Below are 24,819 nucleotides of genomic sequence, written 5' to 3'. Positions count from 1 at the left end.
GCGCTTCGCGACGCCGCTCAGCCCAGGTCGACCGACGGATACAGCGGGTGCCCCGCCAGCAGTTCGCCGGCCCGCTTGACGGTACGGTCGGCGACCCCGTCGGCCAGCGTGTACTGAGCCTTCGATGGTTTGCCGTCAGCGCCCGCGGCCGGCTTGGTGCTGGCCAGCACGTCGGCCATCATGTCGGCGATCTCATCCATCTCCGCCGTGCCCAGACCTCGAGTGGTCAGCGCCGGGGTGCCCAGCCGGATGCCGCTGGTGTACCAGGCGCCGTTCGGGTCGGCCGGAACGCTGTTGCGGTTGGTGACGATGCCGGACTCCAGCAGCGCCGCCTCAGCCTGCCGGCCGGTGATGCCGAAGCCGCTGACGTCGGCCAGGACGAGGTGGTTGTCGGTGCCGCCGGTGACCAGGCGCACGTCACGACGTAGCAGGCCCTCGGCCAGCGCGGCGGCGTTGTCGACGATCCGCTGGGCGTAGTCGGCGAAGGCGGGCTGGCGGGCCTCGGCGAACGCGACGGCCTTGGCGGCCATCATGTTGCCGAGCGGCCCGCCCAGCACCATCGGGCAGCCCCGGTCGACCTGGTCGGAGAACTCCGACGTGCACAGCACCATGCCGCCGCGCGGTCCGCGCAGCGACTTGTGGGTGGTGGTCGTGACGACCTGGGCGTGCCGCACCGGGTCGAAGTCGCCGGTGAAGACCTTGCCGGCGACCAGCCCGGCGAAGTGCGCCATGTCGACCATGAGCACGGCGCCGACCTCGTCGGCGATCTCCCGCATGATCCGGAAATTGACCTTCCGGGGGTAGGCGGAGTAGCCGCCGACCAGGATCAGCGGCCGGAACTCGCGGGCGGTCTCCCGCAGCGCGTCGTAGTCGACGAGGCCGGTGGCCGGGTCGGTGCCGTAGCTGCGCTGGTCGAACATCTTGCCGGAGATGTTCGGACGGAAGCCGTGGGTGAGGTGGCCGCCGGCGTCCAGCGACATGCCGAGCATCCGCTGGTCGCCCAGCTCGCGGCGCAGCGCGGCCCAGTCAGCGTCGGTGAGGTCGTTGACGTGCCGGGCGCCGAGGCGCTTGAGCGCCGGGCTCTCGATCCGGGCGGCCAGGATCGCCCAGAACGCGACGAGGTTGGCGTCGATGCCCGAGTGCGGCTGCACGTACGCGTGCTCCGCCCCGAACAGCGCCTTGGCGTGCTCGGCGGCGATCGACTCGATGGTGTCCACGTTGCGGCAACCGGCGTAGAAGCGGCGGCCGATGGTGCCCTCGGCGTACTTGTCGCTGAACCAGTTGCCCATCGCCAGCAGCACCGCCGGGGAGGCGTAGTTCTCGCTGGCGATGAGCTTGAGCGACTCGCGCTGGTCAGCCAGCTCCGCCGTGATCGCGTCCGCGACCGCCGGCTCCACGCCACGGACGACGTCGATGGCGTTACGGAACGCCAAGGACTCCCTGCTGACGCCGGTCGGAGTAGACACAGAACCTCCTGGAACGGTGTTCGGCGAGGTCGGGCCAGGGCCCGCCCGCACGGCTGACGCCAGCACCCTAGCAGCCAGCGACCGGGCCGGAACTGCCGCGCGAGACGTCATCCGTGAGCTGGTCGACGGCAGGAAAGACCACTACGGATCGCGGCGCCGTTCAGACGATTCGCCGGGTGGCCGCCCACCGGGTCAACTCGTGCCGGTTCGACATCTGTAGTTTGCGCAGCACGTTCGAGGCGTGCGTCTCCACCGTCTTGACCGAGATGAACAGCTCCTTGGCGATCTCCTTGTAGGCGTAGCCGCGGGCCAGCAGCCGGAGCACGTCGCGTTCGCGGTTGGTGAGCTGGTCCAGCTCCGGATCGAGGAGGGGCGTGGCGGCCGGGGCGGCGAAGGCGTCGAGGACGAACCCGGCGAGGCGGGGGCTGAAGACCGCGTCGCCGTCGGCGACCCGGCGCACGGCGGCCACGAGATCGTCCGGCGAGATCGTCTTGGTGACGTAGCCGCGGGCCCCGGCCCGGATGAGCCCGATGACGTCCTCGGCGGCGTCCGACACCGACAGGGCCAGGAACCGGACCTGTGGCGCCACCTCGCGGATCGCGTCGAGCACCGCCCGTCCGCCGCCGTCTGGCATGTGGACGTCGAGTAGCACCACGTCCGGGACGGCGGCGGCGATGGCGCGGACCGCCTCGGCGACGCCGCCGGCCTCGCCGGCGATCTCGACCTGTCCCCCCAGCTCGGCACGCACGCCGGCCCGGAACATCGCATGGTCGTCAACGAGGAAGACGCGTAGCGGACGCACGGCGTTCACACTCCTGTGGATTCGGTGACGGCCGGGCCGCTGGCCCGCACCGGCATGGTGAGGCGTACCTCGGTTCCCTCGCCGGGCGCGGCGCGGATCTCGGCGCGGCCGCCGTGGCGGGCCATCCGGCCGATGATCGAGCCGTGCACGCCGTGCCGGCTCTCGTCGATGCCGTCGAGGTCGAAGCCGACCCCCCGGTCCCGGACGAAGACGCTGATCTGCTGTGGCTCGACCTCGGCGTACACCGACACCGCGGTGACCTGCGCGTGCCGGGCCGCGTTGACTACGGCCTCCCGCGCGGCCGCCACCAGAGCCGCCACCGCCTCGTCGACGGCGCGGTCGCCGACGGCGACGGTCTCCACGGTGACGGCGTAGGTGTCCTCGACCTCGGCCGCCACCTGCTCCAACGCCGCCACGAGCTGAGTGCTCGGCGAGCCGGTGGGCTGGTAGAGCCAACCCCGCAGGCTGCGCTCCTGGCCACGCGCCAGACGCTGCACCTGCTGCGGGTCGGCGGCGTTACGTTGGATGAGCGCCAGGGTGTGCAGGACCTGGTCGTGGACGATGGCGGCCAGCTCGGCGCGCTCCTGCTCCCGGATCCGGCCCTCGCGTTCGGCGCGCAGCTGCTCGAAGGTCCGCCAGATGACCGGCCCGGCGACGAGGAGCACGCCGCCGAGCGCGAGCACGGAGAAGACCACGCCGTACCGGACCGAGGACAGACCGCTGGCCGCCGCCGGCACGTACACGGCGACCAGACCGATGACCCCCGCGGCGACGAGGACCACGCCGCCGCCGAACCGCAGCAGCGAGGCCCGGCGTCCGGCCTGCTCCAGCAGCGCGTCCAGCCAGGGAACGGCGCCGATCGGCGGTCGCCAGCGCGGCCACCACTCGGGACCGGCCTGCCGCCAGATGAGCCCGGCCCCGACCACGACGACGGCCACGAGCCAGCCGGCGTAGAGGTTCACCTCGCCGAGCCCGTACCAGGCGACGAGGCCGACCAGTCCGGCGCCGGCGATCGCAAACGGCGCCAACTGCCGCAGGTCGCGTCGCCCGTCACCCCCGGGCTCCGGCGGCACGACCGCCCACAGGGCCAGGTACAGCAGCAGCCCGGTCCCGCGGACGGCGACGAGGCCGAGGATGGCCAGCCGGACGCCGAGCACCGGAAGTCCGGTGTGCACGGCGATCCCACGCGCCACGCCGGCGACGAGGCGCTGGTCGCGGGCGCGGTACAGGCGCGGGGGTCCGTGTTCGGGCGAGCTGATGTCGTTCCCCGTCCGGGTCGTCGGATGTGTGCCAGACGATCGTCACACGGGACGCGGCCGCCGTGCCACGGGGCAGACCCTGAGCGGCCGGCTGACATAACTCAGGGTGTGGCGCTGCCGGAAATCAGGGTTGGCTCAGGGGCGTCGCCTGATCCGGGAGAGCCGGGCTGAGGCTGAGGATGGTGGCCATGACCAATGACCCGACCGCTCCGCCTCCGGGCCGCGATGAGCCTGGCGCCGAGCCGCCCCCGAAACGACCCGACGAACCACCCGCCGCACCGCTCCCCGGCTCTCCGGATCCGGACGCGCCGCCGCCCGGCTCCGCCTACGAGGGCTGGCTGCCGCCGGTGCAGCACGGCCTGATCAGGCCGCTGACCGGCCGGCATGTGGCCGGCGTCAGCGGGGCGGTCGCCCGCGCCACCAACACCGATCCGGTGCTCTGGCGGGTGCTGTTCGCCGTCACCGCGCTGCTCGGCGGACTGGGCGTGCTGGCGTACCTCGTCCTGTGGGTGGCCACGCCCGCCGAGGGCGACACGGCGTCGCCGGCCGAGGCGCTGGTGGGGCGCGGCCGCTCCAGCACCTCGCCGTTCCTGGTCGTTGTTCTCGCCATCGTCGGGATCGGCCTCATCGGCTCGCTGAGCGACCTGCACATGCCGCTGCTCGGGCTGGCCGTCGTGCTGGTGATCCTGGCGATCTTCGCGCGACGGCGCGACGCCACCAGCCCCGGCGTTGGGGTCGCTCCGGGATCCGCCGCTAGCAAGGCCTATGCCGCGCCGCCAACCGCGGGACCGGTGTTCGCGGCCCCGCCACCGGGCTACCGGCCGCCGTTCGCGCCGAACGGGCCGTTCGTGAGTCCGGCGGCCATGCCGCCGGTTCCGCCGTCGGTCAAGCCGCCCCGGTCGCGGCTGGGCGCCATCGCGTTCTCGACCATCCTGCTCGCCCTGGGCGTCCTCGCCGGTCTGCAACTGGCCGGCGTCGTCGCCGCCAACGCCGCGACCTACTTCGCGACAGCCCTGACCGTCGTCGGAGCCGCGCTGGTGCTGGGCGCCTGGATCGGCCGGGCCCGCGGTTTGATCTTCCTAGGTGTCCTGCTCTCCATCGGACTGGCGATCAGCACGACCGCCGGGCGTTGGCACGACGAGCACGACAGCGGCTCGCAGCGGTGGACGCCGGCCACGATCGCCCAGGTCCAGCCGGAGTACCGGTTCGATCTGGGCGACGGGACGCTGGACCTGCGTCAGGTCAGTTTCGTCGGCCAGCAGTCGAACGTGCGGGTCGAGGGCCGGATCGGCGATATCAGCGTCCTGCTGCCCCCCGCCGTGGACGTGATCGTCCGCGCGAACACCCAGGTCGGTGACCTGGAACTGCTGAGCGTGGAGTGGAGCGGCGTCGGCGGCGACTGGCGTCAGACCACCGACCTGGGCCCGGACGGCCCGGGGGGCGGCACGCTCAACCTCACCCTGCTCACGAACGTCGGCGACATCGAGGTGACCCGATGAGAACCCATCGCACTGATCTGACGTCCCTGCTATTCGGCCTGCTGTTCCTGCTGTTCGTGGGCTGGTGGGCGTTGGGCCGCCATCTCGAACTGCCGCGGGTGCATCCCGGTTGGCTGGTGGCCGGCGGTCTGGTCATTCTCGGCGCCGCCGGCCTGGCCCGGGCGCTGCGTGGCGGCGCCGGCGACGACACCCCGGCCGTGGAATCCGGCGACTGATCTGACGGCGGTCGGTTGTCGGCGGATCGCTCCCCGCGGACACGCCGGGGTGTGGGCTCTCACCAGCCCACACCCCGGCGTGCGTTTGTCGCCTAGGAGACGCGAACCGGCAGTTGGCCGAGGATGCGGTCGCCGGCTGCGGCGTCGTAGTCGAGCGCACGTCCGCCGTTCATGAGCAGGAACCGGTCGGCCCCTGGGCCGCCCGCGGCGGTGTCGGGCCCGGGGCCACCGTGCAGGAGGTCGTTGCCGGGACCGCCGTTGAGCGTGTCGGCCCCGAGCTCGCCGAGGATCCGGTCAGCGCCGTGGCCGCCGAGGATCCAATCGTTGCCGGCGCCCCCGCTGAGCAGGTCGTCGCCGTCGCCGCCGTGCAGGGTGTCGTCGCCCCGGCCCCCGGTGACGCGATCGTTGCCGGGGCCGCTTTCGATGAGGTCGTCGGCGTCGCCGCCGTCAACCCGGTCGTTGCCGGCGCCGGCGCAGATGATGTCGTTGCCCGCGCCGCCGTACAGGGTGTCGGCATGCGGGGTGCCGAACATCACGTCAGCGCGGTTGGTGCCGACCATGGTGCGGTATCCGGACCGGACGGTGAACGGCAACCGCCGGGTACTTCCCTCGGCGTCAGCGACGGCCACGACGATGTCGGCGGCGCCGCGGGCGCCGGGACGCAGATTCAGGGTGATCATTCGCCGGATGCCCGATGTCCACCACGGCGTGCTCTCGAACAGCGCAGGGTTGTTGTTGGACACGATGCGGTAGCGCAGCTTCGCCAGCGGGGTGTGGTCGTCCCAGAAGCGGAAGCCGATGGCGGCGCGGCGGGCTCCGGCGCACTGTCCGCCGGCGAGCGCGATGATGGGGGCCACGTTGGCGCTCGTGCCGGCGATCGGCGCTGCGGCCGAGGCGTTCGTGGCGGGGGCGAGCGCGCTCGCGGCCAGCACTGCGACGACGGCGGTGTTTCGTATGCGCACGGGGGGTCCTTCCGTTATGAGCCGGCCGGGGCCGACATGATAGAAAAACCAATAAACAGGTAGGAAAATAACAAAACAGACATAAGTCCGGTTGGGAGGGGCGCCCGTACGTCAGGCACAGGCCCAGCCTGGCGGCGCCGTGTCCGGCTGCGGCGCCCGCGCCGGGACGGCGCGCTGAGCGCGTCAACAGACGGGTCGGGGCGCCGGCGCTCCCGGCAGCGACGCAGTGAAACCGCTGCCAGCGCATAGTGTCGAGCGGACGGTGATCTCGCCGCCGTGCTCGCGGCCAGCCAGCGCGCCAGGATCAACCCGAGCCGGCGCGCCGTCTGGCCGCCGCGGCGCCGCGGCGCCTTGCTCGAAGCCGAGAAGTATCCGTTCGTGGTCGGCGCTGGCGCTCCAACGCCGACACCGGTCACCGCGGGCGGCGGTCAATCGTCGGGACCGATCTGAACATGCCAGGTCTGGGCCGTGGAGATGTCGGCGAAACCGGCCGCGGTCAACATCGCGGCGACCCCGGTCGGCGTCCCCGCGACGGCCACCCCCCACCCGTCCCACGGCCCGTCGGCCGCCAGCGCCTCGGCCAGCGGCACCATCCCGTCCAGCTCGGTGACCTGGCGGTGTTCGTCGGCCAGCGCGGTCAGCGCGTCCCGGGCGTACGGCTCCTGCCCGGGGGTGGGCAGCCAGATCAGCCGTGCCGGACGCGGGTCGCCGCGTTCGCGCAGGTCCGCCAGGATCGCCAGCATTGGCGCCACACCGGTGTCCTCGGCCAACAACAGCGCTCCGGCCGGGCCACTTTCCACCGCCATCGGCAGGTCGCCCGCCGCAGGCCGGAGCCGCACAGTTTCACCGGCGGCGATTCTGCCCACCAGGGCGAGCCCGACCGGATCCTCCTGGTAGGCGCGTACGTGCAGTTCGATGACGTTGTCGCCGGTAGGCGCAGTGGCCACCCAGCAGGGGCGCCACTGGTCCCGGTGGTGGGCGGTCTCGACCGGGGCGACCTGGCCCGCCAGGTACGGATACGGCAGGAAGGTCCGGACCCGGATCACCGCCAGGTCAGCCCGCCGCAGCTCGTGGTCGATCACGGTGGCTGTCCAGAACGGCGGCTCGTAACCGGATGCCGCCGCGCCCTGGGCCACCCAGCGGGCGACCAGTCGGCTGGTTGCCTCCCACGCGGTCCTGGCCTCGGCGGTCCAGGGCGCGCCAGCGGCGCGGGCGGCGTCGGCGAGCAACGCTCCCATCTGGTCCAGCCGCTCCGGGCTCATCCCCAGGGCGACGGCGGCTGGACCCAGCTGGGCGGCCCCGGTCGCCACCAGATGGGGGCGACCGAGGTTGTCGGCCAGCCAGCTCACTGCCCGTCCCAGCTGCTCGCCCTGTGCCTGTGGGTTGGCCGGCAACAGCGCCAGCAGGTCGGCCGGGGTCGCCCGTCCGGGCGTGGCTGGGACGCCGGTCGACGGGGTGCTCGGCGCCGTCCGCGTGACCACCGGCCGCGTGTTCCCGCCAGGGTCCCCGCCCGGGGCGGGCAGCGCCGTGCCCACCCCGGGCGCCGACGCGTCGCCGCGTCCGGCCGCGGCAGGCGGGCCCGGCCCGACCGGCAACGGGCTGCCCGGCGCGGCTCCAGCGCCGACTGAAGTGACGCCGGTCCCAGCCCCCGCCGGTGCTGCCGGGGCGCCCGCCGGCGGCCCGCCGGCGCCTGGACTCACGGGGCTTCCGGCGGGCGCCCCGCCGCCTGGCCCGCCCGATCTTCCGGCTGCCGGGCCTTCCTCGCCCGGCCCCGAACCGCCCGCGGCGCCGATGCCTGAGCCAGCCGCCGGTCCGACTGGACGGGCCCCGGCGGGGAGCCCGGCCGCGCTCGGGCTGTCGCCCACCAGACCTTCGCCCGGGCCGCCGCCCGGGCCGGGCGCGCCCGGCAGGCCGCCGGGCCCGACCGTCGCGCCGCGGGCGCCACCTGCCGGGATTCCGCCCAGCCCGCTGGCCCGGGTCGCGGCGCTTTCGGCGAGGTAGGCCAGCACGGCCCGGGTCACCGCTCCGGCGCCACCGGCCGCCGCGAGGCCCTCGCGCAGCCCGGCTTGTAGCGCTGGCAGCAGGGGTGTGGCCCCCGGCGCCGGGCCGTCGGCCAGCAGGGCGGAGAGCCGACCGCCGCGGGCCCGTGCGACCACCGCGGCGGTCGCTGTGGCGGTCGCTCCGGCAGGGCCCTGAGCGTCGGTCACCGCCTGTCGCAGCATCTGGATCAGGCCCTGCATGTCCGATCCGGGACCCTCTGGTCCGATAATCACCACAGGGTCGAGTATGCGCTGCTCAGCGCCGTGCCGGCAGCGCCGTGAGGCGGGCTGTGACGGCTATTTCGCTGGCCGCTCGGTGGCCCGGTCAGGGCCATGCCGCGAGCGCGGACGCCGCGGCCGTCGGCCCGGGATAATCGGCGTCATGACAGAATCTGGCAGCATCGGCCCGGCCGTCCCGTTGGGCGGCATCTTCGACATCGGCGGCGACATGAGCGTCCACCGCCTTGGCTACGGAGCGATGCAGCTCACCGGACCGGGCATCTGGGGCCCGCCGGCTGACCGTGACAACGCGGTCGCGGTCCTCCGGCGGGCGGTCGAGCTGGGCGTGGATTTCATCGACACCGCCGACAGCTACGGACCACACACCAACGAGGACCTCATCCGCGGGGCGTTGAGCCCCTACCGGAACGTCACCGTCGCCACCAAGGGCGGGCTGGTGCGCACCGGACCGGACGTCTGGGAGATGGTCGGCCGCCCCGAGTACCTGCATTCGTGCGTCGAGCTGAGTCTGCGCCGGCTCGCGGTCGAGCGGATCGACCTGTGGCAGCTGCACCGGTTCGACCCGGCCGTCCCGGCCGTCGCGAGTCTCGCCGTCATCAAGCGACTACAGGACGAGGGCAAAATCCGTCACTTCGGGCTGTCGCAGGTCACCGTGGAGCAGATCGAGCAGACGCGCGAGGTCCTGCCGGTCGCCACGGTCCAGAACCTGTACAACGTCGGCGACCGGCGTTCGGAGGACGTCGTCGCCTACTGCGAGCGCGAGGGGATCGGCTTCATTCCCTGGTTCCCGCTGGCCAGCGGCGACCTGGCCCGCCCCGGCGGGGTCCTGGACGCCATGAGCAAGGAGACCGGTCACACCTCGGCCCAGCTGGCGTTGGCGTGGCTGCTGCGCCGTTCCCCGGTGATGCTGCCCATCCCGGGCACCTCGTCGGTAGGGCACCTTGAGGAGAACCTGGCCGCCGCCGGGATCGCCCTCACCGACGACCAGTTCTCCCAGATCACCGAGGCGGCCTGACCGGCGCGTCGCTCGGTGGGCTGCCCACGAGGAACAGCAGCCAGGCCGAGGCGCGCCGTCCGAACTGGCGCGTGCAACAGTTGACGGCCGCCGCTACGGTGAGCGGAACCCACCAGCGGCGGCCGTCGGACCAGGACTGACATCTGTCAGGCGCGCAGGATCTTGCCGCTCTTCACCCGGATCTTTACTCGGCTGAGCCCCTTCTTGGCCGGCCCGTTGGTCACGTCGCCGTTGAGCGCGAACTCCGACCCGTGGGCCGAGCAGGAGATCGCGCCGTCCTTGGGCGCGCTGACCTGGACGCCCTGGTGCGGGCAGGCGGCATTGAAGGCCCGGAACCGGCCCGCGGCCGGCTGCATGATGAGCACCCCGTCGACGACCTTGCCGCCGCCTACCGGGATGTCGTCGGTCGCGGCCAGCTCCTCGGCGCCGCCGCCGCTGTCGCCCGGCGCCGCGTCGTCGTCGTCGCCTCCGCCTCCGCCACCGTCGCCGCCACCGTCGCTGGAGGCGCTGGGGTCGGCGTTGCCCTGGGCGTTGGGATCCTCCTGCGGCAACGTGTAGCCGCTGTAGTCGTCGCTGCACGCCGCCAGGACGGCGGTGACGCTGATACCGCCGGCGATGGCGAGCAGCGAGCGCCGGCTCGGACACAGGCCGCGGACGGCGGCCAGCCCGCCGGTGGCCCCGGCCGGGGTGTTGACAGGCGTATCGGGGGCGTCGTTGCTCATGGGTTCACACCATTCCTGGTTGGGGAGACCGTGATGCGGTGCTCCAACTGTGCGTTCTGGACCTCTCAACGGCCCGTGGCTGGGCTGAAGAATTCCTGAGGGCGCGTCCCGGGCGCCGCGATCGCTGCTGTCCTACGGTGGGAACGCCGCCGGCGTCGCCCGGGCCCGGCCGAAAACAGGAGGTGTCGTGCCAGCTCACCCGCGTGCGGGAACGCTCGCCCAGCCCCAGGACCTCATCGACCCGGAGGCTGTCCTGGCCGCGTACCACGACCGCCGGCCCGACCCGGCGGATCCGGGGCAGCGGGTCGCCTTCGGCACCTCCGGGCACCGCGGCGCCAGTCTGCGGACGTCGTTCAACGACGCGCACGTCGCCGCGATCTGCCAGGCGATCGCCGAGCACCGGGCGGCCGAGGGCATCGACGGCCCACTGTTCCTGGGCGCCGACACCCACGTTCTGTCCGGGCCGGCCCTGGTGACCGCCATCGAGGTCCTGGTCGCCAACGACGTCCCGGTGACCCTCGACAGCCGCGACGGGCGCCTGCCGACGCCAGCCCTGTCGCACGCGATCATCACGCACAACCGGTCCCACCGGGCGCTCGCCGACGGCGTCATCCTCACGCCCTCGCACAACCCGCCCGGCGACGGCGGGCTCAAGTACAACCCCCCGCACGGCGGTCCCGCTGACACGCGGATCACCAGGTGGGTTCAGGACCGGGCAAACGGGATCATCGCTGGCGAGCTCAAGGAGGTGCGACGAACGCCGCACGCCCGGGCGTTGCCGGCGGCGGGCCGGCACGACTTCCTCGGCGGATACGTCGACGACCTGCCCGCGGTCGTCGACCTGGACGCGATCCGGGCGAGCGGGGCGCGGCTGGGCGCCGATCCACTCGGCGGCGCCAGCGTCGACTACTGGGCTGAGATCGCCCGCCGGCACCGGATCGATCTGACCGTTCTCAACCCGACTGTCGACCCGACCTGGTCCTTCATGCCGCTGGACGCCGACGGGGCGATCCGGATGGACTGCTCGTCCCCGTACGCCATGGCTACGCTCATCGCCGGCCGGGACCGTTTCGACATCGCCACCGGGAACGACGCGGACGCCGACCGGCACGGCATCGTCACCGCGGACGCCGGCCTGATGAATCCGAACCACTTCCTGGCCGTGGCCATCGAGTACCTGTTCGCCAACCGGCCACGGTGGCGGCCGGACGCCGCCGTCGGCAAGACCCTGGTCTCGTCGTCCATGATCGACAGGGTGGCGGCCGGACTCGGCCGGCGCCTGCACGAGGTCCCGGTCGGCTTCAAGTGGTTCGTCGAGGGTCTGGCCGACGGCTCGCTGGGCTTCGGTGGCGAGGAGAGCGCCGGGGCGTCGTTCCTGCGCCGCGACGGACGCTGCTGGACCACCGACAAGGACGGCATCGTGCTGGCCCTGCTGGCCGCCGAGATCCTGGCCGTCACCGGACAGAGCCCCAGCGCCCGCTACCGCGACCTGACCGCGCGGCACGGCGAGCCCGCCTACGCCCGGATCGACGCCCCCGCCACCCGGGCACAGAAGCAGGCCCTGGCCGCGCTGACGCCCGACCAGGTGCGGGTCGCGGCGCTCGACGGCGAGCCGATCACGGCGATCCTGGCCACCGCGCCCGGTAACGGGGCGCCGATCGGCGGTCTCAAGGTCTGCGCCGCGTCCGGCTGGTTCGCCGCCCGACCGTCGGGCACCGAGGACGTCTACAAGATCTATGCGGAGTCGTTCCGTGGGCCACAGGCTCTGGCCGGCGTCCAGGCCGAGGCCAGGGAGATTGTCGACGCGGCGCTGCTGGCCGGCTGAGGCTGGGAAGCAGCGCCGCGGGCCGGTGGTCGCGAGATCGTCACGGTTCATGGGATCAGCGGCGCCGCGGGGGCGGGGTCGGGGGAGGGCCGCCGCGGCCGAGCCGCAGGGCCAGCTCCGGGCAGACCTTGACGGCCTGTTTGGCGTCGCTCTCCAGCCACGGTGGCACCGGCAGGTCGGGGAAGGCGGGGAAGCCGTTGCCGTCGAGCCTGATCAGCTCGGGGGCGACGTAGGCGCACAGCCCGTGGCCGTCGCAGCGGCTCCAGTCGACCGATAACTGCAACGCTTCCTCGTTGGCTTTGCGCGGCATCGGCAGGGTGTCCTGAATGGGTCGGCCACAGGAGCCGTTCCGGGCGTGCTCGGCGATGTCGTCGGCGAAGATCTCGATCGCCGAGAGGGTGAACGCGGCGGTGCCGTCCGGGTGGCTGCACGCCCCACGGCCCTTCACCACGCCCACGGCGGCCCGGACGGCGGAGACGGCTCCGGTGCCGGCGGCTACCTCGCGCACCAGCCGGGCGATGTCGGGAAGACCGAAGCGGCATGGTCCACACTGGCCCGCGGACTCGCCGGCCAGGTACTGGACCACCCGGGCCACCTCGCCGATCGGGCAGGTCGTGTCGCCCAACGGAATGATGATGCCGGCGCCCAGGGCGCCGCCGACCTCGGCGAACCCGGCCCGGGAGACCTCCGCGCGCGCCGCGGCCTCGGCGGTGATCCATTTTCCGTGGAAGCCGCCGGTGAGCACCCCGGCGCTGCCCTCGGCGCCACACAGGCGCAGCACCTCCTTGAGCGGCGTGCCGGTGGCGCACTCGACGACGGCCGGACGTTGGGCGCTGCCGCTGACGGTGAGCATGACCGTTCCCGGTTCGGCGGCGGTGCCCACCGATCCGTAGTGCGCCGCGCCGGTGCGGGCGGCGATCGCCAGCTGGGCGAAGGTCTCGGCGTTCGACAGCAGGGTCGGCAGGCCGTCGACGCCTTCGTCGCTGGATCGCTTCTTGATCCCCGGGGGGATGTTGGCCTGCCCGTTGATCCCGTTGACGAGGGCGCCGCCCTCGCCGGAGATGAACCGGTGCGGGACGGCCACGATCCTGGTCGGGGCCGGCATCTGGCGTTCAGCCAACGCCGCGGTGATCGACTTCTCGCCGACCCCGTCGTCGCCGATCCCGATGACGATCTCCTCGGCGGCAAGCGCCTCGGCGGCCAGGGTAGCCCCGTCGAGGATGAGGTGTGGGGCCCGGGTGAGCAGGGTCTTGTCCTTCCACGCCGCCGGCTCCCCCTCGGTGGCGTTGACCACGACGACCACGGGCAGCTTGCGCGACTCGGCCGCCTCGACCACCGCCTTGATCTTGCGCGCGAAGGGGAATCCGGCGCCCCCGCGTCCCTTGAGCGAGATCTCCTCGACCAGCGCCAGCACCTCGTCGCCTGACAGCTCGGGCAGTCCACCGTGCACGTCCTCATGGGCCCACAGGTTGAGCCGGCGGTGCTCGTCGAAGCCAGCGGTGAGCCGTGGCGTCCCGATCGAGACGACGAAGGGCACGGGGCTCGTCACTGCGCCTCCCGCCAACGCGGTCGGTAGTAAGGCTCGTCGGCGTACTGGTCCTCGACCGCGCGGCGCCCGGGCTGAGACCTGCCGCGGCCCGAGTCGCGCATGGCCCGCCGCGTGGACAAGTCGACCAGAGTCGGGGTGTCGTCGGGCGCGACGTCCCCGTAGCGGGATTCGTACCTCGGCTCGTAGGCGGCGGACGAAGCGACGGAGTACCTGCCGGTCGCGCGCGCCGGATATCCGCCCCGGTCGTCGAGGGAGTGCCGGCCCCGGGGCAGCTCGTCGCGGGCGGCCCGCCGGGGCACGTAGTCGGCGGAGCGGCGCGCCGGAGGCTCGTCCTCGTAGTAGACCGCGGGCGCGGCCGGCAGGGCGTAGGCCATCGGCGCGCGTTCGCGTGGCGTCTCCTCGATCCAGGTCCGTTCCGGGATCTCGGGCGCTTCGGGCTGGTCCTGCTCGGCATCGTCGATGTCGGAGATGACCGCGAAGGTGTCGGTGTCCCACGACTGCGCCGAACTCTCCCAACGGGCCGCCAACGGGTTGACCTCCCGTTCGGCGGCGGCCCGCTCCCGTTCCGAGCCGACGGTGATCGTCCGGGCCTGGCCGCCGGCCGCCTCGGTGGCCATCGTCGTCTGGGCCATCCGTCCGCCTTCCTGACGCTTCTTGCGGCTGGTCGCCAGCCGTAGGAACAGCGCGACGGTGACGCCCACGACGCACAGCAGGTAGCTGTAGGTCACCCAGTCGGCAGGGCGCCGCCCGGCGCCGAGGCCGTGCATCAGGGCCAGCGGCCAGGCGAGGTACGCGGCGCTGTGCAGCACCCGCCAGAGCCGTGGGTTGGCCATATTGACGAACCGCGCGCGGGCGATGCCGGTCCAGAAGATCAGCAACATGAGGTATGCGGTGACCGGCCCCAGACCCAGGTAGATGTTTGTGGTGGCCCCAGGGTTGGTGAACGGCACGATCGCGTTGAACACGGTGATGGTTCCGCCGGTGGCCTTGGTCCACACGTGCGCCCCGAGGCAGGCCATCGCGAAGACGCCCATGCCGCGGTGGATGATCTGCATCCATACCCGGAGCCGGACGTCGAGGACGATGCGGTCGGTGGCGATGAGCCCGAACATGATCGTGCCGGTGAGAGCCATGAGGACGAAGACGCCGGCGTAGAAGTGCATGAAGTAGAAGACAAAGGTGTACGCCACCCGACCGGGCGTGGTGAGCGCCGCGAGCGCCCAGAAGGCCACGAGCCCGGTCGCGCTCAGCAGCAGGGTCGACGCCTTGGGCATGCGGCGGCGGCCGGATGCCGGTGCGGTGCCGGAGGACTGCTGCGCTCGCTCGCGAATAGCCATGGCTCCTCGTTCTACAGCGGTTGGTGCTGGTGGTGTGAGCCTGTGAGGGCTGCCGGCTGTGAGTACGTACGAAACCGCCGTGCGGATGAGTGCTCCGCGAATTTCTCGTCGGGTCGGGGTCCCGGCAGTTAATGATCAGGACGACGGACCTCGGGGTTCGTCGTCCAACAGGCCCGATTAGCGCGTTTCGGGTGGGGTCCCGGGCGCCCGTTCGGCGGGTCGGAGCGGCCGCCGGGCCGGTTCGCGATCGGATGGCGGCGCAAAGGCCGCGAGAGGGGCTATCGTCGTCAGGTTGCCCTGCCAATGCCCACAAAAAAGGCGACCACCCAGGTCGCTGGTTCGATACTAGCCCACCAGGAGAGCCGTTGTCAAGCACCTCCTCCCTCCGTTCGGTCGCGGCCAGCGAGCTGGCCGCTGAGCAGGCCCACCTGGACCGGCTCTACGCCCGTCTCGACCAGCTACGGGTCACCGCCGCCCGGCGCCGGGACGAAGCGCTCCGCGAGAGCGGCGGCACCCCGCAGGCCCGCACCGAGCGCGAGAGCCGTGTCGTCGCCCAGGGCGAGACGCTCAACGAGCTGTCCGCTGTCGAGGACGGGCTGTGCTTCGGCCGGCTGGACCTGCTCGACGGCGGGCGCCGGCACATCGGCCGGATCGGGATCTCAGCCGAGGACGATCCCGCTGACCAACTCCTCATGGACTGGCGGGCCCCGGCCGCCCGCCCCTTCTACCTGGCCACCGCGGCCTCGCCGCAGGGCGTACGCCGTCGCCGGCACCTGCGCGCCAGCGGTCGCACGCTGCTGGCCATCGACGACGAGGTGCTCGATCTCGACACCGCCCGCCAGAGCCAGCACGCGGGCCGCGACGGACTCGTCGGCGAGGCCGCGTTGCTGGCGGCCGTCAGCGCCCCGCGCACCGGACGGATGCGCGACATCGTCGAAACGATCCAGGCCGAGCAGGACGAGGTGATCCGCGCGCCGTTGACCGCGACGATGGTCGTCCAGGGCGGACCGGGCACCGGCAAGACCGCCGTCGCCCTGCACCGCGCCGCCTACCTGCTCTACACCTACCGCCGTGAGCTGAGCACCCGGGGCGTGCTCATCCTCGGGCCGAACCCCACGTTCCTGCGCTACATCAGCCACGTCCTGCCGTCGCTCGCTGAGACGGGGGTGCTGCTGCGCACCATGGCGGACATGTTCCCCGGCGTGCACGCCGGGGACATCGAGCATCCCGAGGTCGCCCAGCTCAAGGGCCAGGCCACGATGGCCGGCGTCATCGCCGCCGCCGTCCGGGACCGCCAGCGGATCCCCGACGCGGCCGTCGCGCTCGACACCGACGCCGGTCCGCTCACCCTCACCCCCGACATGGTTGCCCGTGCGGTGGCCCGCGCCCGCGCCATCAACCAGCCGCACAACCTCGCCCGCGACCGCTTCGGACTGGAGCTGACCCACGAGTTGGCCGACCAGGTCGCCGAGCAGATCGGCGCGGACCCGCTCGGCGGCGAGAACCTGCTCGCCGACGCCGACCGGGCCGAGATCCGCCGCGAGCTGCGCGCCGACCCCGTCGTGCACGGCACGGTCGACGAGCTGTGGCCCACGCTCACCCCGCAGCGGCTCGTCGACGATCTCCTCAGTGACCGCGACCGCCTCGCCGTGGCAGCCCCGGATCTCGACGAGCGCCAACGCGCGCTGATGCTGCGCCCCGCCGGCGCCGGCTTCACGCCGGCCGACGTTCCGCTGCTCGACGAGGCCGCCGAGCTGCTCGGCGTCATCGACCGCGGCCCCAACGCAGCCGCCCGTCGGGCCCGCCGTCGCGAGATCGCCTACGCCGAGGGCGCGTTGGAGATCGCCCGCGGCTCGGCCTCGATTGACATCGAGGACGACGACGAGCCGGAGATCCTGGCCGTGACCGACCTGCTCGACGCCGGGCGCCTCGCCGGCCGGCAGGTGACCCGGGACCGGCGCACTGCCGCCGAACGGGCCGCCGCCGACCGGCAGTGGGCGTTCGGCCACGTCATCATCGACGAGGCGCAGGAGCTGACGGCCATGGACTGGCGGCTGCTCATGCGGCGCTCGCCGAACCGGTCGATGACGATCGTCGGGGACGTCGCCCAGACCGGGGCGCGGGCCGGCGCCACGTCGTGGCAGGACGCGCTCGGCCCGTACGTGGCGCGGCGCTGGCGGCTGGCGGAGCTGACCGTCAGCTACCGCACCCCCGCGGAGATCATGGATGTCGCCCGCCGGGTGTTGGCCGAGGTGGCGCCGGATCTGGCCACCCCGACGGCGGTCCGGGCCAGCGGCGTCCGGCCCTGGCGACGCCAGGTCGAGCCGTCGGAGCTGGCTGCGGCCGTGGCTGACGAGGTGCGCGCTGAGCTGGCCGGTTCCGGCGCCGGGCTCGTGGGCGTCCTCATCCCGGAGGCGAACCGCCTGGCTCTGACCCAGGCGTTGGCGGGGCTCGACGCCGAACGGGTCAGCGTGCTCGCCGTCGCCGAGGCCAAGGGTCTGGAGTTCGACGCTGTCCTGCTGGTCGAGCCGGCGGCGATGGTCGCCGAGTCGCCGCGTGGCGGCAGCGACCTGTACGTGGCGCTCACCCGGTCGACCAGCCGGCTCGGCGTCCTGCACAGCGTGCCCGTGCCGCCGGCGCTGGACGGGTTGGCGGCGGTCACATCGTGATGACGAGCTTTCCGCTGACGTGGCCGTCGGCCCACTGGTCGACGGCCTGCGGGACTTCGTGCAGCGGCTAGGTCCGGTCGATCACCGGGACCAGCGTGAGCAGGTCAGCGCGGCGGGTAATCGCCACCAGCCCGCGTAGCCGTTGGCTGGTGAACGGCGACAACACGGTGGCCCCGAGCGAGCGGACCAGCTCGGCCTTGGCCGGTCCACAGACGCCGGTGACCTCGGCCCCGAACGTGCGGGCCAGCTGGGTCGCGAACGCCCCGACCCCGCCGCCGGCGCCGATGATGAGGGCCCGTTGCCCCGGCGACACCCGGCCGACGTCGCGCACCGTCTGCAGCGCGGTCGCCCCGGAGGTGGGGACGGCGGCCGCCTGCTTGGCGCTGATCGTGGTCGGCATGGTGACGACGGTGTCGGCGGCGGCGCGGGCGTACTCGGCGAAGCCGCCGTCGCAGATCCCGAAGACCGCTTCGCCGATCCGGACGCCGGTCACGTCCCGGCCGATGGCCTCGACGATCCCGGCGGCGTCAGAAGGACGTCCCTGGGACCGATGGTCGGTGTCGCGATGTCGCGCTGGCTCAGCACGCTGGTGGGGCCGTAACGGTCCTGGACGATCGCCTTCATGATTCTCCCCCGGGGTACTGGAACACGTCGTCGAGCGGCACGCTGAACACGCGGGCGATTTGGAACGCCATCTCCAACGACGGGGAGTAACGCCCCTGCTCGATGGCGATGACCGTCTGACGGGTGACGCCGATCCGGTCGGCCAGCTCCGCCTGGGTCATCTCGCCGTTGGCGAACCGCAGCGCCCGGATCACGTTGGTGACCCTGATCTTCGCGACCGAGCCGAGGACGGCCGACAGGACGACTGGCCGATGTGCTCGCTGACCCGGTGGATCTCGGCGTCCCGTTGGTCCTCGCGGTTGTCGCCGGCGGGGGAGACGATGCTGACGACGAGCATCACCCAGGCGCGCTTCACAACCCGTCCGAGACTTCCGTCCGGACGCGACGGTGCGTACCGTCAGGATCACTGTCCGGTGAGGAGGCCGTCATGTCGACTCCACCTGTCCCCACTCCCACAACAACCACGATCCTGGCCGCGGCGCCCACGTCCCGATCCGGCGAGGTTGAACCGCCCGCCCCAGGCGGACAGCGCCCGGGGCGGCTGCAGATCACCGTCGCCCTCGTCCTGCTGGTGATGTTCGTCGCCTGCCTGGTGGTGCTCGCCACCATGCGCGACGACCCGCACTGGGACCGGCTGGTCTACCTGCTCTCCGGCTTCGAAGCCGTGGTGTTCGCGGCGGTCGGCGCCTTCTTCGGCGTCTCGATCCAGCGCGGAGTGGTGGCCGCGGCACGACGGGAGGCCGACCAGGCCAGTCGGTGGGCCGCCGAGGCCCAGTCGGCCGCCGTCCAGGAGCGGGCCGCGGCCGATCTCGCCCGACACGACGCGGCCGCCGGCCGGGTCCTCGCCGCCGCGGTGGCGGCCGCCGACCACCCGAGCAACAGCCGTGCCGTCGGCGACGGCGCTCGCCTGGCGGAGCTGGCCCGACTCGCCGACGCTCTCTTCCCCGCCGCGCCCGGAGCCAGATCGGCGGAACGCGACCGCTGACGTCCGCCGCCGGTCGACGCGTGGCCATACCGGGTCGGCCGCCGGCCGCTGCCCAGCGTGACTAGGGTGGCTGGGTGGTCAACGATGACGTGGTCGAACACGGCCCCGCGGCGGTGCACCTGCCGCCGCGGCGCACCCGCCCCCTACATGCGCTCGGGCTGCGGCTGGGGCTCGCGCTCACGCTGGTGCTCGTCGTCGTGACCGTCGTCTACGTCGATCGGGACGGCTACCGCGACGTCAACGAGGACGGGCTGACCCTGCTCGACGCCTTCTACTACGCCGTGGTGTCGCTGTCGACCACCGGTTACGGCGACATCACCCCGATGACGCCCACCGCCCGCCTGGTCAACGTGCTGATCGTCACGCCCGCCCGGGTCATCTTCCTCATCATCCTGGTTGGCACCACCCTGGAGATCCTGACCGAGCAGTACCGCAGCAACCTGCGCATCAACCGGTGGAGGAAGATCGTGAAGGACCACGTCATCATCTGCGGGTTCGGCACCAAAGGCCGCAGCGCGGTGAACGCCCTGCGCGAGACCGGCGTCTCACAGGACCGGATCGTGATCGTGGAGCGCGACCCGGCCCGGGTCCGGGAGGCCGCCGCGATGGGGCTGGTCGCCATTGAAGGCTCGGGAACCCGCTCGGCGATTCTCGCTGAGGCCAACATCACCCAGGCGAAGACCCTGATGATCGCCACCGACAAGGACGACGCCGCGGTCCTGGTGGCATTGACCGCCCGCCAGCTCACTGCCGGCAAGGTCCGGATCGTGGCCGCCGTGCGGGAGGCCGAGAACGCGCCGCTGCTGCGCCAGAGCGGCGCGCACCATGTCATCGTCTCGTCGGCGACCGCCGGCCGCCTGCTTGGGCTCTCCAGCTCCGCGCCGCCGCTGCTGGACGTGGTCGAGGACCTGCTCGCCCCGGGCCAGGGCATCAGCCTGGCGATGCGGTCGGCCGCCCGCGACGAAGTCGGCCGCCCGCCCCGGGAGCTGGCCGACGTGGTCATCGCGGTGATCCGTCGGGGCCAGGTCATCGGCCTGGACGACCCGCGCGCCGGCAGGATCGAGTCCGGGGACCAACTCGCCTATGTCCGACACTCGGGGCCGGCCAGGGAGACCGCGACCCGCTAGTTCGCGTCGCCAATGTCGGTGGCTGCGGCTAACGTCGGCGTCGAGCGGACCGACCCCCGGCCGGCTGGCATGCGGCTGCGGCGCAGTTGTTCGGGTTGGCTGTCCGCGCCGGATCGACCGCGCGGTCGGGGCCGAACGGAGGCGTTAATGCTGCACGAGCGGACGGTCGACCGGTGTTCCTCCCGAACTACGGCCCCACCGCCCCCGGACGCTCCGCTGACCTCGCGGGACCAGGCCCGGCGGCACACCGTCGCCGTTGGCTTTCGCACCGGCCCGGCGCGCCAGCTCGGAGTGGAGCTCGAGTACACCGTCCACCACGTGGGCGCCCCGGCCCGACCGGTCCGAGCCGAGGAGCTGCGCGAGGCGTTGGGCCCGCACGCTCCAATCGTCCTCGACCCGGATCAGCCACCCCGTCCGCTTCCCGGCGGCAGCTGGGTGACGATCGAGCCAGGTGGCCAGGTGGAGCTGTCGACGGCGCCGCAACCGGGGCTGTCGGCGCTGGCCGTGGCGGCCGAGGCTGACCGCCGCCGGCTGGCCGGCCTGCTGGGCGACCACGGCCTGGTCTGCGGCCGGGCCGGGCTGGACCCGGCCCGGCCGCCGCGCCCGGTGCTGCGGACTCCCCGCTACGAGGCGATGGCCCGCGCCTACGACCGTGACGGCGCCGCCGGCCACATCATGATGCGCTGCTCCGCGGGTCTACAGGTGTGCCTGGACGCCGGCGAGCCCGGGGAGCTGACCGCCCGCTGGACCGCGCTGCACCTGTTCGGGCCGCCGCTGCTGGCGGCCTTCGCCACGTCCTCGCGGCTGGCCGGTCGGGACACCGGTCAGGCCAGCGCCCGGATGGTCGCCTGGCTCGACATCACCGCCGGGCGCACCGATCCGGTGTGGTCGCCCGGCGTCGTCCAGTCGCCGGGCGACGCCTGGGCCGCCTACGCCCTGGACGCGCCGCTGCTGTGCGTGCGCCGGGACGGCCCGGACTGGTCCGCCCCACCGGGGATCACCTTCGGCGACTGGCTCGACGGCGCCCTTCCCGAACCGCCGACCACCCGCGATCTGGACCACCACCTGAGCACCCTGTTTCCGCCGGTGCGCCCCAGGGGATACCTGGAGGTGCGCTATCTGGACGCTCAGCCGGGTCCGGACTGGATCGCTCCGACAGCGGCGCTGGCAGCCCTGCTGGCCGACCCGACCACGACCGAGCGGGCCGCTGACCTGTGCGCCCCGGCGGCCGACCGCTGGCGCGCCGCCGCGACGGCTGGGATGGCTGATCCCGTGGTCGGGCCGGTCGCCCGGGAGCTGTTGGTCCTGGCCGGTCGGGAGCTGGCCGGCGTCGGCCTGCCCGATGCCGAGGCTGCGCGGGTCCGCGCCATCTTCGAGCGCCGGACGACGGGAGAGGGACGACCATGACCGTGACGACCGACCAGCTGCGCGAGGACGTGGCCCGGGAGCTGGACCGCGCCCGGCGTCGCACCCGCGCGCTCACCGACGCCGTGGACGACAGCGAGCTCGTCCGGCAGCACTCGCCGTTGATGTCGCCGCTGGTCTGGGATCTGGCGCACGTCGGCAATCAGGAAGAGCTGTGGCTGGTGCGCGAGGTCGGCGGGCGCGAGGCGGTGCGCCGTGACCTCGACGAGTTGTATGACGCGTTCAGGCATGCCCGGCGGGAGCGGCCCGGCCTGCCGTTGCTGTCGCCGGACGAGGCGCGCCGGTACTCGACCGGCGTCCGGGACCAGGCTCTGGACGTGCTCTCCCGCGCCCGCTTCGAGGGCGATCCGTTGCTGGCCGACGGCTTCGCCTTCGGCATGGTCATCCAACACGAGCAGCAGCATGCCGAGACCATGCTGGCCACCCACCAGCTGCGCTCGGGCGTCCCGGCCCTGGCGGCCGGGCCGCCACCGGCCGCGCTCGTGCCGGTCGCCGGCGAGGTGCTGGTTCCCGGCGGTCCGTTCAGCATGGGCGCGGAGGTCGAGCCGTGGGCGCTCGACAACGAACGGCCGTCGCGCGTTGTCGATGTGCCGGGGTTCTTCATCGACGCCGCCCCGGTGACCAACGCCCAGTACGCCGCCTTCATCGCCGACGGCGGATACGGCGACGAACGGTGGTGGAGCCCCGAGGGCTGGGCGCACCGGCAGGCCGCCGACCTGTCCGCGCCGATGCACTGGCGCGGCGCGGAGGGTGGGTGGTCCTGCGTCCAGTTCGGGCGTGAGGCGCCGTTGGCGGGGGACCAGCCGGTCGTCCACGTCTGCTTCTACGAGGCGGAGGCGTACGCGACGTGGGCCGGGCGGCGGCTGCCCACCGAGGCGGAGTGGGAGAAGGCGGCCCGGTGGGATCCGCTCACCGGCCGCTCCCGCCGCTACCCGTGGGGCGATGAGGCCCCGACCGCCCGGCATGCCAACCTCGGCCAACGACACCTGTCGCCGGCGCCGGTGGGCGCCTATCCGGCGGGGGCCTCCCCGCTGGGGGCGCACCAGCTCATCGGCGACGTGTGGGAGTGGACGTCGTCGCCGTTCGTCGCCTATCCCGGTTTTGCCCCGTTCCCGTACCGGGAGTATTCGGAGGTCTTCTTCGGCAGTCGTCAGAAGGTGCTGCGGGGCGGCTCCTTCGGGACTGACGCCGTCGCCTGCCGGGCCTCCTTCCGGAACTGGGACCATCCGATCCGTCGCCAGATCTTCAGCGGTTTCCGGTGCGCCCGCGACGCGCGCCCCGACGAAGTCCGCTGACGTGTGCCGACATCTGGTCTATCTGGGTCCGCCGCGCCCGCTGGCGACGACGCTGTTCGACGCCCCGCACAGCCTGAGCCGGCAGTCGTGGGCGCCACGGGACATGCGCGGCGGCGGCACGATCAACGCGGACGGATTCGGGCTGGCCTGGTACCCGGCGCCCGGGGCTGACCCGGTCCGGTACCGGCGGGATGTTCCCTTGTGGTCGGACGCCGACCTGCCGTCCCTGGCTGGCGCGACGGCCACCGGCGCGTTCCTGGCGGCGGTGCGGTCGGCGACCGAGGGCATGCCGGTGGTGGCCACGGCGGCGGCGCCGTTCGTGACCGGCCGGTGGTCGTTCAGCCACAACGGCGTCGTGGCCGGCTGGCCGGACTCGATGGTCGCATCGGCGGCCGGGTTGCCGGTCCGCGATCTGTTGACGCTGGAGGCGCCGTCCGACGCCGCCCTGCTCTGGGCGTTGGTCCGTCACCGGCTGCGGGCCGGCGACGAGCCGGGTCGCGCTCTGGCCGGCGCCGTCGCCCGGGTGCTGGCCGACGCGCCGGGCTCCCGACTGAACCTGCTGCTCACCGACGGCGTGAACGCCTACGCCACCACTTGCGGCCATGCCCTGTCGGCCTGGTCGGACGGCGCCGCGACCCTGCTGGCCTCCGAGCCGTTGGACGATGACCCTCGCTGGCGGCCGGTTCCCGACGGCGCGTTGGCGCGGGCGGGCGCGGGTACTGTCAACATCACGTCGCTGTTGTCTGAGGAGATTTCATGACCGCCGCCCCCCTGAAGCACCTGCTGCACGACGACGATCTGGCAGCCGCGCTGCGGGCCGACGTGCGTTCGGGGCTCTCCGACGATCCCAAGTGGTTGAGCCCGAAGTGGTTCTACGACGCCCGGGGCAGCGAGCTGTTCGAGCAGATCACTGAGCTGCCCGAGTACTACCCGACCCGGGCCGAACGCGAGGTGCTCACCGCCCACGCTGGCGACATCGCCTCGGTGACCCGGGCCAAGACGGTGGTGGAGCTCGGTTCGGGCGCCTCGGTGAAGACCCGGCTGGTGCTCAGCGCGCTGGACGACGCGGGCTGTCTGGAGGCGTTCGTCCCGTTGGACGTGTCGGCGGCGGCGCTGGCCGAGTCGGCGCACGCGATCGCGGCGGATTATCCCCGCGTCCGGGTGCAGGGCATCGTCGGGGACTTCACCCGCCACCTGTCGAGCATCCCCGGCGGCGGCGAACGGCTGGTGCTCTTCCTCGGCGGCACGGTCGGCAACCTGCTGCCTGACGAGCGTTCGCAGCTGTTGGGCGGTTTGCGGGCGGTGCTGGAGCCGGGGGAGTGGCTGCTGCTGGGAACCGACCTGGTCAAGGACCCGGCGCGACTGGTGCCGGCCTACGACGACGCCGCGGGCGTGACCGCGGACTTCAACCGCAACGTGCTGCGGGTCGTCAACCGCGAGCTGGGCGGTGATTTCGATGTCGAGGCGTTTGAGCACGTCGCGCTCTGGAACGCCGAGCGCGAGTGGATCGAGATGCGGCTGCGGGCGAGCCGGGACATGACGGTCCAGATCCCAGCCCTGGACCTCACCGCCCGTTTCGCCGCCGGCGAGGACCTGCTGACGGAGGTGTCGTCGAAGTTCCGTCGGGACGGGGTTGCCCGTGAGCTGGCGGCGTCGGGTTTCGCGCTGCGGCACTGGTGGACCGATGGGCAGTCGAGGTTCGGCGTCAGCCTGGCCCAGGCCCAGTAGTGTGCTGGCGGAATATTGCTTGAGCAATTAATGTTG

At 72.9% G+C, this 24,819-nt stretch carries 20 protein-coding genes and 1 pseudogene; 11 read left to right on the top strand and 10 right to left on the bottom strand.

Annotated features, from left to right (window positions below; translation table 11 throughout):
• Positions 1-17: 17 nt before the first annotated feature.
• The 3 genes from ABD287_RS13060 to ABD287_RS13050 form a co-directional block, all read right to left on the bottom strand.
• Positions 18-1,466: a glycine hydroxymethyltransferase gene (locus ABD287_RS13060; protein ID WP_344172693.1), complete on the bottom strand. Its 1,449-nt coding sequence runs from the start codon at positions 1,464-1,466 to the stop codon at positions 18-20.
• A 160-nt stretch (positions 1,467-1,626) separates the two neighbouring features.
• Entirely contained in the window at positions 1,627-2,289 is a 663-nt protein-coding gene (locus ABD287_RS13055; RefSeq protein ID WP_344172733.1) for a LuxR C-terminal-related transcriptional regulator, read from the bottom strand.
• On the bottom strand, positions 2,274-3,497 hold the full coding sequence (locus tag ABD287_RS13050) for an ATP-binding protein (protein ID WP_344172731.1): 1,224 nt from the start codon (positions 3,495-3,497) through the stop codon (positions 2,274-2,276). Before ABD287_RS13050 ends, ABD287_RS13055 begins: the two co-directional genes overlap by 16 nt.
• Before the next feature lie 218 nt (positions 3,498-3,715).
• Here ABD287_RS13050 and ABD287_RS13045 point away from each other — a divergent pair, with 218 nt between their 5' ends.
• Both ABD287_RS13045 and ABD287_RS13040 read left to right on the top strand, forming a co-directional pair.
• Positions 3,716-5,026, top strand: a complete 1,311-nt coding sequence (locus tag ABD287_RS13045) for a PspC domain-containing protein (protein ID WP_344172691.1) — start codon at positions 3,716-3,718, stop codon at positions 5,024-5,026.
• Positions 5,023-5,241 carry a hypothetical protein gene (locus tag ABD287_RS13040; protein WP_344172688.1) on the top strand — a complete coding sequence of 73 codons (219 nt, stop codon included), beginning with the start codon at positions 5,023-5,025 and terminating at the stop codon, positions 5,239-5,241. Before ABD287_RS13045 ends, ABD287_RS13040 begins: the two co-directional genes overlap by 4 nt.
• Positions 5,242-5,333: 92 nt before the next feature.
• On the opposite strand, the gene ABD287_RS13035 is transcribed toward ABD287_RS13040, so the two are convergent.
• Positions 5,334-6,203: a calcium-binding protein gene (locus ABD287_RS13035; RefSeq protein ID WP_344172686.1), complete on the bottom strand. Its 870-nt coding sequence runs from the start codon at positions 6,201-6,203 to the stop codon at positions 5,334-5,336.
• A 428-nt stretch (positions 6,204-6,631) separates the two neighbouring features.
• Entirely contained in the window at positions 6,632-8,443 is a 1,812-nt protein-coding gene (locus ABD287_RS13030) for a hypothetical protein (RefSeq protein WP_344172684.1), read from the bottom strand.
• A gap of 181 nt (positions 8,444-8,624) precedes the next feature.
• Here ABD287_RS13030 and ABD287_RS13025 point away from each other — a divergent pair, with 181 nt between their 5' ends.
• Positions 8,625-9,497 carry an aldo/keto reductase gene (locus ABD287_RS13025; protein ID WP_344172682.1) on the top strand — a complete coding sequence of 291 codons (873 nt, stop codon included), beginning with the start codon at positions 8,625-8,627 and terminating at the stop codon, positions 9,495-9,497.
• A gap of 146 nt (positions 9,498-9,643) precedes the next feature.
• On the opposite strand, the gene ABD287_RS13020 is transcribed toward ABD287_RS13025, so the two are convergent.
• The gene (locus ABD287_RS13020) at positions 9,644-10,219 is read right to left on the bottom strand and encodes a QcrA and Rieske domain-containing protein (protein WP_344172680.1); all 576 of its coding nucleotides are present in this window, start codon (positions 10,217-10,219) and stop codon (positions 9,644-9,646) included.
• A 187-nt stretch (positions 10,220-10,406) separates the two neighbouring features.
• On the opposite strand from ABD287_RS13020, the gene pgm reads away from it, so the two are divergent.
• On the top strand, positions 10,407-12,044 hold the full coding sequence (pgm, locus tag ABD287_RS13015; protein ID WP_344172678.1) for a phosphoglucomutase (alpha-D-glucose-1,6-bisphosphate-dependent): 1,638 nt from the start codon (positions 10,407-10,409) through the stop codon (positions 12,042-12,044).
• A gap of 55 nt (positions 12,045-12,099) precedes the next feature.
• On the opposite strand, the gene ABD287_RS13010 is transcribed toward pgm, so the two are convergent.
• Both ABD287_RS13010 and ABD287_RS13005 read right to left on the bottom strand, forming a co-directional pair.
• A complete protein-coding gene (locus tag ABD287_RS13010; RefSeq protein ID WP_344172675.1) occupies positions 12,100-13,593 on the bottom strand; it encodes an NADH-ubiquinone oxidoreductase-F iron-sulfur binding region domain-containing protein in 1,494 nt (497 codons plus the stop codon).
• A complete protein-coding gene (locus tag ABD287_RS13005) occupies positions 13,590-14,930 on the bottom strand; it encodes a ferric reductase-like transmembrane domain-containing protein (protein WP_344172673.1) in 1,341 nt (446 codons plus the stop codon). The genes ABD287_RS13010 and ABD287_RS13005 overlap by 4 nt, the downstream gene beginning before the upstream one ends.
• A gap of 251 nt (positions 14,931-15,181) precedes the next feature.
• Between ABD287_RS13005 and ABD287_RS13000 the strand changes: the two genes are divergently transcribed.
• Complete coding sequence (locus ABD287_RS13000) at positions 15,182-17,599, top strand: HelD family protein (RefSeq protein ID WP_425565612.1); 2,418 nt, start codon at positions 15,182-15,184, stop codon at positions 17,597-17,599.
• A gap of 67 nt (positions 17,600-17,666) precedes the next feature.
• On the opposite strand, the pseudogene ABD287_RS12995 reads toward ABD287_RS13000, so the two are convergent.
• Positions 17,667-18,119: pseudogene (locus ABD287_RS12995) on the bottom strand (MDR/zinc-dependent alcohol dehydrogenase-like family protein); the annotation flags it as partial.
• Between the two features lie 100 nt (positions 18,120-18,219).
• Positions 18,220-18,417: a helix-turn-helix transcriptional regulator gene (locus ABD287_RS12990; RefSeq protein ID WP_344172664.1), complete on the bottom strand. Its 198-nt coding sequence runs from the start codon at positions 18,415-18,417 to the stop codon at positions 18,220-18,222.
• 233 nt (positions 18,418-18,650) lie between these two features.
• On the opposite strand from ABD287_RS12990, the gene ABD287_RS12985 reads away from it, so the two are divergent.
• The 6 genes from ABD287_RS12985 (at position 18,651) to egtD (ending at position 24,783) form a co-directional block, all read left to right on the top strand.
• Positions 18,651-19,208 carry a hypothetical protein gene (locus ABD287_RS12985; RefSeq protein ID WP_344172662.1) on the top strand — a complete coding sequence of 186 codons (558 nt, stop codon included), beginning with the start codon at positions 18,651-18,653 and terminating at the stop codon, positions 19,206-19,208.
• Positions 19,209-19,282: 74 nt separating this feature from the next.
• A complete protein-coding gene (locus ABD287_RS12980; protein WP_344172660.1) occupies positions 19,283-20,335 on the top strand; it encodes a potassium channel family protein in 1,053 nt (350 codons plus the stop codon).
• 147 nt (positions 20,336-20,482) lie between these two features.
• Positions 20,483-21,742, top strand: a complete 1,260-nt coding sequence (locus ABD287_RS12975; protein WP_344172658.1) for a glutamate-cysteine ligase family protein — start codon at positions 20,483-20,485, stop codon at positions 21,740-21,742.
• The gene (egtB, locus tag ABD287_RS12970) at positions 21,739-23,055 is read left to right on the top strand and encodes an ergothioneine biosynthesis protein EgtB (RefSeq protein ID WP_344172656.1); all 1,317 of its coding nucleotides are present in this window, start codon (positions 21,739-21,741) and stop codon (positions 23,053-23,055) included. Before ABD287_RS12975 ends, egtB begins: the two co-directional genes overlap by 4 nt.
• A 1-nt stretch (position 23,056) precedes the next feature.
• Positions 23,057-23,815 (top strand): ergothioneine biosynthesis protein EgtC, encoded by a 759-nt coding sequence (egtC, locus tag ABD287_RS12965; RefSeq protein WP_344172654.1) that lies wholly within the window; start codon positions 23,057-23,059, stop codon positions 23,813-23,815.
• The gene (gene egtD, locus ABD287_RS12960) at positions 23,812-24,783 is read left to right on the top strand and encodes an L-histidine N(alpha)-methyltransferase (protein WP_344172651.1); all 972 of its coding nucleotides are present in this window, start codon (positions 23,812-23,814) and stop codon (positions 24,781-24,783) included. Before egtC ends, egtD begins: the two co-directional genes overlap by 4 nt.
• The last annotated feature ends 36 nt before the right edge of the window (positions 24,784-24,819 follow it).

Source organism: Pilimelia columellifera subsp. columellifera, from assembly GCF_039532605.1.
Lineage (GTDB): Bacteria > Actinomycetota > Actinomycetes > Mycobacteriales > Micromonosporaceae > Pilimelia > Pilimelia columellifera.
The sequence above is the reverse complement of the archived record's forward strand: the minus strand, read 5'-3'. Positions and strand labels throughout refer to the sequence as shown.